This is a genomic window from Quisquiliibacterium sp., from assembly GCF_982640115.1.
Genome location: NZ_CEXFHW010000151.1, coordinates 1 through 10,153, shown reverse-complemented (window position 1 = coordinate 10,153; position 10,153 = coordinate 1). Strand labels below are relative to the sequence as shown.

The 10,153-nt window shown below is 70.5% G+C and carries 7 protein-coding genes and 1 pseudogene; 4 read left to right on the top strand and 4 right to left on the bottom strand.

From position 1 onward, the window contains the following. Positions 1–2,153 (bottom strand): FAD-binding and (Fe-S)-binding domain-containing protein (locus tag AC2H6A_RS14945; RefSeq protein WP_484274401.1); only part of this gene is annotated, 2,153 nt, incomplete at its 3' end. Between the two features lie 134 nt (positions 2,154–2,287). Then, a pseudogene (locus AC2H6A_RS14940) lies at positions 2,288–3,013 on the bottom strand (GntR family transcriptional regulator); the annotation flags it as partial. Between the two features lie 203 nt (positions 3,014–3,216). On the opposite strand from AC2H6A_RS14940, the gene AC2H6A_RS14935 reads away from it, so the two are divergent. From AC2H6A_RS14935 to AC2H6A_RS14920, 4 genes are all read left to right on the top strand, one after another. After that, complete coding sequence (locus AC2H6A_RS14935; RefSeq protein ID WP_484274400.1) at positions 3,217–4,410, top strand: pyridoxal-phosphate-dependent aminotransferase family protein; 1,194 nt, start codon at positions 3,217–3,219, stop codon at positions 4,408–4,410. 58 nt (positions 4,411–4,468) lie between these two features. Further along, on the top strand, positions 4,469–5,461 hold the full coding sequence (locus AC2H6A_RS14930; RefSeq protein ID WP_484274398.1) for a Bug family tripartite tricarboxylate transporter substrate binding protein: 993 nt from the start codon (positions 4,469–4,471) through the stop codon (positions 5,459–5,461). 10 nt (positions 5,462–5,471) lie between these two features. Beyond that, positions 5,472–6,248, top strand: coding sequence for an enoyl-CoA hydratase/isomerase family protein (locus AC2H6A_RS14925; RefSeq protein ID WP_484274396.1), 777 nt, complete (start codon positions 5,472–5,474; stop codon positions 6,246–6,248). A 72-nt stretch (positions 6,249–6,320) separates the two neighbouring features. Next, the gene (locus AC2H6A_RS14920; RefSeq protein WP_484274394.1) at positions 6,321–7,487 is read left to right on the top strand and encodes a pyridoxal phosphate-dependent aminotransferase; all 1,167 of its coding nucleotides are present in this window, start codon (positions 6,321–6,323) and stop codon (positions 7,485–7,487) included. Between the two features lie 49 nt (positions 7,488–7,536). On the opposite strand, the gene AC2H6A_RS14915 is transcribed toward AC2H6A_RS14920, so the two are convergent. Then, a complete protein-coding gene (locus AC2H6A_RS14915) occupies positions 7,537–8,448 on the bottom strand; it encodes a lytic transglycosylase domain-containing protein (protein WP_484274393.1) in 912 nt (303 codons plus the stop codon). A 349-nt stretch (positions 8,449–8,797) separates the two neighbouring features. Continuing rightward, positions 8,798–10,153, bottom strand: a 1,356-nt coding sequence (gene dacB / locus AC2H6A_RS14910) for a D-alanyl-D-alanine carboxypeptidase/D-alanyl-D-alanine endopeptidase (protein WP_484274392.1), incomplete at its 5' end; no start/stop codon positions are given.

Here is a 10,153-nt window from a genome sequence, read left to right as displayed (position 1 = left end):
CGGTTGCGCAGGTTGAGCAGCGGCGCGAAGCGCGCGGCCATCGGCGCGTAGCGCGGCAGGAAGGCCACCAGACGCTCGCGCAGGCTCAGGCCGTGGCGCTGCTGCCAGTGGTGCAGGAACTCGATCTTCATGCGGGCCATGTCGACGCCGGTGGGGCAGTCGCGCCGGCAGCCCTTGCAGCTCACGCACAGGCTCAGGGTCTCGCGCATCGCCGGCGAGGTGAGCGCGTCGGGGCCGAGCTGCCCGGACAGCGCCAGCCGCAGGGTATTGGCGCGGCCGCGAACGCCGTGGCGCTCGTCGCGGGTGACCCGCCAGCTCGGGCACATGGTGCCGGCATCGAACTTGCGGCAGTGGCCGTTGTTGTTGCACATCTCGACCGCCTTGGCGAAGCCGCCGCTGGGGTCGCCGCCGCTGCCGGGCTCGCCGACCTGCTCGGTGACCGGATCGGCCTTCACATTCCAGGCCGACCAGTCGAGCGCGGTGGTCAGCGGCCGGGCCTGGTAGCCGGGCGGGAAGCGGAACAGCCGCTCCTCGTCCATGCGGGTGGCACGCACGATCTTGCCGGGGTTCATCAGCCCCTGCGGGTCGAAGAGATCCTTGAGGTCTTCGAAGGCTCGGGTGAGGCGCGGGCCGAACTGCCAGGCAACCCACTCGCTGCGCACCAGGCCGTCGCCGTGCTCACCAGAGAACGCGCCCTTGTAGCGGCGCACCAGCGCCGCGGCCTCCTCGGCGATCGCGCGCATCTTGCGGGCGTCGCCCGCCCGCATGTCGAGGATCGGCCGCACATGCAGCGTGCCCACCGAGGCATGGGCATACCAGGTGCCGCGGGTGCCGTGGCGGGCGAAGACCTCGGTCAGGCGCGCGGTGTACTCGGCCAGGTGCTCGAGCGGCACTGCGCAGTCTTCGATGAAGCTCACCGGTTTGCCGTCGCCGCGCAGCGACATCATGATGTTCAGGCCGGCCTTGCGGACCTCCCAGAGCGCCTTCTGCGGCTTGTCCTCGGGCATGGCCACCACCGAGCGGGGCAGGCCGAGATCGGCCATCATCTCTTCAAGCTGCGCCAGGCGACGCAGCAGCGCGGCCCGATCCTCGCCCGCGAATTCCACCAGCAGGATCGCCTCGGGCCGGCCGATCAGCGCGGTCTCGATCACCGGCCGGAACACCGGATTGGCGCGGGCCAGTTCGATCATGGTGCGATCCACCAATTCAACGGCCACCGGACCCAGCGTCACCAGGTGCTGCGCGCTGTCCATCGCCTGGTGGAAGCTCGGGAAGTTGACCACCCCCAGCACCTTGTGCACGGGCAGCGGCGCGAGCTTCAGGTGCAGGCGACGGAACCAGGCGAGCGTGCCCTCGGATCCGACCAGCAGGTGGGCGAGATTGACCGAGCCGTCAGGGGTGTAGGGCCGCTCCGAACGCGGATGGAAGACATCGAGGTTGTAGCCGCCCACGCGGCGCATCACGGTGGGCCACTGGCGCTCGATCTCGTCGCGTTCCCGGGCACCCAGCTCGAAGAGCGAGGAGACCAGCGACGCGGTGCGCGCCGAGCGCATCGGCCGCGCGGCATCGGCGCCGAAGGGCCCGAAGTACTCCTGCGTGCCGTCGGCCAGCACCGCATCGATCCCCAGCACGTTGTGGACCATGTTGCCGTAGGCGATCGAGCGCGAGCCGCAGGAATTGTTGCCGGCCATGCCGCCCAGCGTGGCCTGGGCCGAGGTGGAGACATCGACCGGAAACCACAGCCCGTGCGGCTTGAGGAAGGCGTTGAGCTGGTCGAGCACCACCCCGGGCTGGACCTCGACCGTGGCGGCCGCCTTGTCGAAGGCGATGATCTGGTTCAGTCGCGGGCTGGTGTCGATGACCAGGGCCTCGCCCACGGTCTGGCCGCACTGGCTGGTGCCGGCACCGCGGGGCAGGATGGCGGTGCCGGTCTCGCGGGCAAGGTCGATCGCGGCGAGCGCATCGGCCTCGTCGGCCGGTACCACCACGCCCACCGGCTGCACCTGGTAGATGGAAGCGTCGGTCGCGTAGCGTCCGCGCGAGGCGGCGTCGAACAGCACCTGGCCGCGCAGCACCCGGCGCAGGCGCTGGGCAAGGCGGCTGCGCTCGAGCGCGGGTGCCGCCACCGGTCGCACCGCCGGCACCGCACTCACGAAATCCGCTCCGGCTGTTTGCCGGGCTGCGCGTGCGCATCCGCGCGCGCCTGTGCCTGTGCCTGTGCCTGTGCACGCACCTGTGCCTGCGCGACCGCCTGCCCGCCCGTCTTCGCCGGCGGCGTCACCGACGCGGACGCGTCACCCGGCTCGAGGGACTCGAGCACCGCGTCGAGCTTGCTGCTCAGGTGCTGCTCGAGCAGGCGGCGCAACTCGGCCGCATCGCGGTTGCTCAGTGCCTCGAGCATGCGCTGATGCTCGGCCACCGCCGCGTCCCAGCGCGCCCGGTTGAAGTTCGATCGGAAGCGCAGGTGCTGGATGCGCAGGTTCACGCTGTGATAGGTCTGGGTGAGCATGGGGTTGCGCGCGCAGCGGTTGATGGCCTCATGGATGGCCCGGTTGACCCGGTAGTAGCCGGGCAGGTCGTCACGCGCATGGGCAGCGAGCATCTCGAAGTGCAGCGCCCGGATCTCGCGCAGCTGCGCGTCGTCGCGGCGCAGCGCGGCGAGCTCGCCCGAAAGCCCCTCGAGCGCCGCCATCAGCTCGAAGAGGTGGCGGACATCGTCGGCCGAGGGCGCGGCCACCGAGGCGCCGCGGTTGGGATGGAGATCGACCAGGCGCTGCGCCGCCAGCACCTTCAGGGCTTCGCGCAGCGGGGTGCGCGACACCCCGAGGGACTGGCAGAGCACCCGCTCGTTGAGGCGGGACCCAGCCGGCAGGCGCCCCTCGGTGATCCAGTCACGAAGCCGCTCGGCGACCTCCTCGTGCAGCGGACGGCGGCCGATCGGATCGATCGGCGCGGCAGGCCCGGCAGCGGCTGCAGGCGGAGGAGCAGCTTCGTGAGCAGACTGTGATTGCATGCAAAACAGGGCTTACAGGGGTTCGCCGCTGGAAAACAACGGCATTGGCTTGCGGGTCTAGGGAATTGGCTTGCGGATCCAGACTTGATTCGTCGCATTTTTGCATACAAAATTCAAGCTCTCAAGCCGTTCCCGGCTCAAGCCGTCACCCCGATACGCCTGTCCGATCACGGCCGGGCACCACTCTCGCGCGGAGCGATGCCATGAAACTCTCCCGGGGCCTGGCCCTGAACGCCCATCCCAGCGGGCGTCACTTCCTGCAGATTCCCGGCCCCACCAATGTGCCGGACCGGATCCTTCGCGCGATGGACTACCCCACCATCGACCACCGCGGGCCGGAGTTCCAGCGCCTGGGCCAGTCGGTGCTCGCCGGCATCCGGGAGATCTTCCAGACCCGCGGCCCGGTGATCATCTATCCGTCCTCGGGCACCGGTGCCTGGGAGGCGGCACTGGTGAACACCCTGTCGCCCGGCGACACCGTGCTCATGGCCGAGACCGGGCAGTTCGCCACCCTCTGGAAGCGGCTGGCCGGTCGGCTCGGCCTGACCGTCAACTTCATCGAGGGTGACTGGCGCCGCGGCGCCGATGACGAGGCGATCGCCCGCGAGCTCGCCGCCGACACCGGTCATCGGATCAAGGCGGTGTGCGTGGTTCACAACGAAACCTCCACCGGGGTCACCACCCGCATTCCACGGGTACGCGCGGCGATCGACCGTACCGGCCATCCGGCGCTGCTGATGGTCGACACCATTTCCTCGCTGGGCTCGGTGGATTACCGGCACGACGAGTGGGGCGTGGATGTCACCGTGGCCGGCTCGCAGAAGGGCCTCATGCTGCCGCCCGGCCTGTCCTTCAACGCCGTGAGCGAGCGGGCGCTGAAGGCGAGCGAGCAGGCGCGCCTGCCCCGCTCCTACTGGGACTGGCAGGACATGCTCGGCCCCAATGCCAACGGCTTCTTCCCCTATACCCCGGCCACCAACCTGCTCTACGGCCTTCACGAGGCGATCGCGATGCTGCTCGAGGAGGGCCTGCCTGCGGTGTTCGCGCGCCACGAACGCCATGCCCGCGCCACCCGTGCGGCGGTGCGCGGCTGGGGTCTGGAGATCCTGTGCGCCAACCCCGAGGAGTACAGCCCGGCGCTTACCGCGGTGCGTGTGCCCGAGGGTCAGGATGCCGACGCGCTGCGGCGGGTGGCCCTGCAGCGATTCAATCTCTCGCTCGGCCAGGGCCTGGGCAAGGTCGCCGGCAAGGTGTTCCGCATCGGGCATCTCGGCGACTTCAACGACCTCACGCTGCTCGGCACGCTGGCCGGGGTGGAGATGTCGCTCGGCCTGGCCGGCATCCGCTCAACGCCGGGCGGCGTGCAGGCCGCCATGCAGGAACTCGCCGCCGGCTGAGCCGCCGCACGACAAGACCCGGGCGCCGCTGGGACGCCTGCCACAACGGAGACACGCCATGACCATCCTCACCGACCGCCGCCGCGGCCTGATCGCCCTCCTCGGCGCGGGCAGCCTTGCCACCCTGCCCCGAGCTGGCCGCGCGCAGGCCTGGCCCAGCCGCCCCATCCGCCTGATCGTGGGCTTTGCCCCCGGCGGAGGCACCGACATCGTCGCGCGCACCATGGCGCCGCGGCTGGGTGAGCTGCTCGGCACCCAGGTGGTGGTGGAGAACCGCGCGGGCGCCTCCGGCATGATCGGTGCCGACCTGGTGGCCAAGTCCGCCCCTGACGGCTACACCCTGCTGATGGGCCACGCCAACTCGAATGTGATCGCGCCCAATGTCATGAGTCGGGTGCCCTACGACCCCGCCACCGACTTCAGCCCCATCCACTACATCGGTCACGTGCCCAATGTGCTCGCCATCCATCCCTCGGTGGGGGCACGCAATGTCGAGGAACTGGTCACGCTGGCGCGCAGCAAGCCCGGGGTGCTCACCTATGCCTCCTCGGGCGTGGGCAGCTCGCAGCATCTGGCCGGCGCGCTCTTCACCCGCCTCACCGGCACCCAGATCACGCACATCCCCTACAAGGGCAGCGGTCAGGCCGTGGGCGATCTGCTGGCCGGCCAGGTCAGCATGAACTTCGACACCCTGCCGCCGGTGCTGCCGCACATCCAGGGCGGGCGGCTGCGGGCGCTGGCCATCTCCACCGCGACACGGCTGGCGCAACTGCCCGAGGTGCCCACCTTCCAGGAGGCTGGCATCCGCGGCTTCGATGTCACCAACTGGTACTCGGTGATGGGGCCCAGGGGCCTGCCGCGCGATCTGGTGCTGCGCATCGCCGATGCCACCCGGCGCTCACTGGAAGACCCCGCGGTGCGCGGCAAGCTCGAGCCGCAAGGGCTGATCTACACCGGGCCGCGCAACCCCGAGGAGTTCGCCACCTTCATCCGGGCCGAGCTGGCGAAATACGCCACCATGGTCAAGGACCTCGGCGTACGCGCCGAGTAGGAGTTTTTCCATGTCCGAGATCCTGATCGAGCGCGAAGGCTGGATCGCCACCGTGGTGATCAATCGTCCGGCCAAGCTCAATGCCCTCACCCGTGCGATGTGGCGCGACCTCGGCGAGGTCTTCCGCACGCTGTCGGCCGACGACTCGCTGCGCTGCCTGATCCTGCGGGGCGCGGGCGAGAAGAGCTTCTCGCCCGGCAACGACATCGCCGAGTTCGCCACCGAGCGCGCCAATCGCGAACAGGCGATCGCCTATGGCCGCGACATGCATCAGACCGCCGCCGCGCTCGAGGCCTGCCGTCATCCGATCGTGGCGCAGATCCACGGCATCTGCGTCGGCGGCGGGCTGGAACTCGCGGCGCTGTGCGATATCCGGATCTGCGGTGAAGGCAGCCGCTTTGGTGCGCCGATCAAGAACCTCGGCCTGGTGATGGCCCATCCCGAGATGGCGCCGCTGGTACGCCTGGTGGGCGCCGACGTGGCGCTCGAGATCCTGCTGGAAGGCCGCATCTTCGACGCCCGCGAGGCCCGCGAAAAACGCCTGGTCACGCGGGTGGTGCCTGACGACCAGGTGGCTGGCGAGGCCCGGGCCAGCGCCGAACGCATCGCCGCGGGCGCACCGCTGGTGGCGCGCTGGCACAAGCGCTTCGCGCGGCGCCTGCGTGAACCCGCGCCGCTGACGCAGGGCGAGTATCTCGAGGGCTTCGACTGCTTCGACACCGAGGACTTCCGGCGCGGGTACCATGCGTTCCTCGCCAAGCAGCCGCCCGAGTTCATCGGCCGCTGATTCGCCGCCTGCCCGGCAGGCGCTCCTCGGGCTGCGCCGGCCCGTCCCTCGTCCGCCACGCCTGCCCCATCCATGACGCCCCCCACGCTTTCCGCCCGCACTGCCCGCATCCAGCCTTTCCAGACCATGGAACTGATGAAGCGGGCCGTCGCGCTGCAGCAGGCCGGGCGTCCGGTGATCCACATGAGCATCGGCGAGCCCGACTTCAAGGCGCCCGCCCCGGTGATCGACGCGCTCGAGCGCGCGGCCCGCGCCGGCCACACCGAGTACACCGCCGCCACCGGCATCGAGCCGCTGCGCCGGGCGATCGCCGCTGACTACGGCATGCGCCACGATCTCGACATCGACCCGGCCCGCATCGTGGTCACCGCCGGCGCCAGCGCGGCACTCTCGCTGGCCTGCTGCGCGCTGGTCGACCCCGGCGCACAGGTGCTGCTCACCGATCCGAGCTATCCCTGCAACCGGCATTTCGTGAGCGCCTTCGACGGCGAGCCGGTGGGCGTGCCGGTGGGCCCCGACACCCGCTTCCAGATGACGCCGGAGCTGCTCGCGCGGCACTGGGGGCCGCGCACCCGCGGCACCCTGCTGGCCACGCCGGCCAATCCCACCGGCACGGCGATTCCGCCCGCGGACCTCGCCGCGATCGTGGCGCTGGTGCGCGAGCGCGGCGGCTTCTCGCTGATCGACGAGATCTATCTCGGCCTGAGCCACGACGGGCCGGCGCGCAGCGCCCTGGCCCTGGGCGACGACCTGATCGTGACCAACAGCTTCTCGAAGTACTTCCACATGACCGGCTGGCGACTGGGCTGGCTGGTGGTGCCGCCCTCGCTGGTGGGCGCCTTCGAGAAACTCTCGCAGAACCTCTACATCTGCGCCTCCACCCTGGCCCAGCACGCTGCGCTGGCCTGCTTCACGCCCGAGGCGGGCGAGATCTTCGAGGCGCGTCGCGCCGAATTCCGGCGGCGCCGCGATTTCATCGTGCCGGCGCTGCGGCAGGCCGGACTGTCGGTGCCGGTGACCCCGGACGGCGCGTTCTATGTCTATGCCGACTGCAGCGCCCACAGCCCCGACAGCAGCGCGTTCGCCGACCGTCTGCTGGAGGAGGCCTGGGTATCGGTGGTGCCGGGCAGGGACTTCGGCAGCCATCATCCCGAGCGCTATCTGCGGCTGACCTTCACGCGCCCCATGGAAGAACTGGCGGAAGCGGCGCAGCGCATCGGCCGCTGGCTGGGCCGCTGAGGCATCACGGCCCGGGTTCGATCGGCAGCTGCGCGCCGGATCGGTCGGGTCAGTTTTCGGTGCCGTTGCGCCCGTTGCCGTGCAGCGGCGCGGCATCGAGGATTTCGGCGGCGCTCTCCAGGATGCCCGAACCTGAGCGGACGGCAAAGGCGACCTCCGGCCGCAACACCCCGCCGGGCTCGGTGGCCCGCGGCGCAATCGGGTCGTCGCGGCCGTCGGGCCGGCGCACCGGCGCAGCGGGCGCCTGCGGCACCGGCCGACCGGCGGCCGCGGCCGCCATCCGCTCGCGCTCGAAGATGACTTTCGCGCCATAGCCGCCGTCATCGGGAAGGGTGGCGGCGCCCACATACGCCTTGAGCGCCCGCTCGACCGAGCCGTCGCGCCGCAGGTATTCATGCAGGATCTGCGCACCCACCTGGATGTTGGCAAGCGGATCGAACGCGGCGGCCACGCCTCCGAAGGCCGAGAACTTGTCGGCATGGACCCGGGTGAGCACCTGCATGAGGCCCTGGGCGCCCCGATGGCTCTGCGCCTGCGGATTGAAGCTCGATTCCACCGAGATGATCGCCAGGATCAGCATGGGATCGAGCTTGAGTTCACGGGCGGTGCGATAGGCGTGGTCGACGAACCAGTGGGTCTGGCTGGCGGCCACCCGGTAGGTGCCCGTGATGAAGCGGGCGAGGTTCTGCTGCTCGCGGCTGAGAGCCGGCAGGCGCTCCGTCTCGGCCGGATCGGCGGACGCGCCGATCAGCGACACCGTCTGGAGCGACGCGGCGGGATGGGCGGCGCCCAGGGGAAAATCGAAGTCGGTGGCCGGCGGCGGCAGGTGCGAGACGGCAAAGCCAGCGATGGCCAGCGACAGACCGGCCAGCATGGGCGAACTGATCCGAACCAGCCGGACCGCGCCAATGACTCTCACGAACACCCCGAACAGCCACTGAATCCGCTGCTCTCGATCCATGAACCCTCCTGACGGCGGGGACGCGAACACCGCCGGGCAGACCGGAAGTGCAGCAACCCCTCGCAGAATGTGCCCGCCGGCGCATGGAAAGGCCGGCGAAGCCGGGCCTGAGGCCCGACGAAGCCACCGCGGCGATCGGACCGACGGCGACAGGCTGGTTGGCGAGCGTGGCTCGCGGACTCCGAACCCGAGAGCCCCTGGGGTGGGCCGGGCGGGAGACGTGGGCGGATTGTAGGGAGGCCCGCCGCAACGGGTCAATCGGTCGAATGGCTGATTAATGCACTATAGTGCATGAATTGCGGCCATTCATCGGTCCATCTGTCGGTTTCGGGGCTTTGGCTGAGCAGGCTCAGGCCTGAGCGTGGACCCACCGCAGGAGCTGATCGAGCACCGACGGCGCCATCTCGGCACGCGGGCCGTTGATGAACGCCACCACCACCTGCCGCCGACCCGAGGCGGCATCGACGTAGCCGGCCAGGCTGCGAACCTCGTTCAGGCTGCCGGTCTTGACCCAGGCCTGGCCCGCCGCCGGCTCGCCGACCAGGCGGTTTCGCATGGTGCCGTCACGGCCCACCACCGAGAGCGACTGGCGGAAGACCTCGGCCACCGGGCTGGCCGCGGCATGCCTGAGCAGGGCCGCGAGGCTGAGCGGCGCCAGACGCTCGATGCGGGACAGCCCTGCGCCGTTCTCGATCACCAGTTCAGGCAAGCGCAGGCCGATGGACTCCAGCCATCGATCGAGCACCCGCCGCGCCCGCTCGACGCTGGCCGGCTCGGCCGAGGCTCCGCGGCCCGGCTCGGCGGCCAGCTGCAGCAGCAGGTTTCGGCTCATGACGTTGTTGCTGAACTTGTTGATGTCGCGCACCACCTCGGCCAGGGTGCGTGGCGAGACCCACTCCAGCCAGGGCTGGCCGCGGCCGGCGCCGCGCTCGGCACGGGTCTCGCCCAGGAACACGCCGCCGGCCGACTCCCAGGCCGCCTTGAAGAAGCCGTGGATGAAGCGGCGGTGGCTGAGCAGCGCCGTGAACAGGCTCTGCTCGCCACAGCCGGCGGAATAGCTGCCACTGATGCTCACCCGCGAGGCACCGGCCTCGGCCGCGGCCGCATCCCGAACCTGCAGACCGGCGACACCATGCCGGCAGGGACCGGGGAGCAGGCGGACCTGGTTGTCGATGCGCAGGTCGGCCAGGGGCGGGTCGAAGCCGATCTCGGCGCGCTCGCGGCCGGGCTGCACGAGCAGACGGGCCGACTTGAAGTTCATCAGCAGGGGATGCGGCAGCACGTTGTAGGGCTGCGAGGGGTCGCCATCGAACGCGGCGGCGGTCTCGTCGATCGGCGCATAGAGGCTGTCGTCGATCACCAGATCGCCACGCAGTTCACGCAGGCCTTCGCCGCGCATCCGGCTCACGAACTGGGCGAGGTCCTCGGCCACCAGCTTGGGGTCACCGCCGCCGCGCAGCACCAGATCGCCCTGGAGCACGTCGCCGCGCAAGGAGCCGCGCAGAAAGACGCCGGTGCGCCAGCGGTACTCGGGACCGAGCATCGACAGCCCGGCGTAGCTGGTGAGCAGCTTCATGGCGGACGCGGGATTGAACGCACGGGCGCCGTTGTGCTCGAAGGCGGGGCTGGCGGCCTCGAGCGGCCAGACCACCAGGCCGAGCTGTTCCGGACCGATCCCCGCCGCCCGCAGCCAGCCCGACAGGGG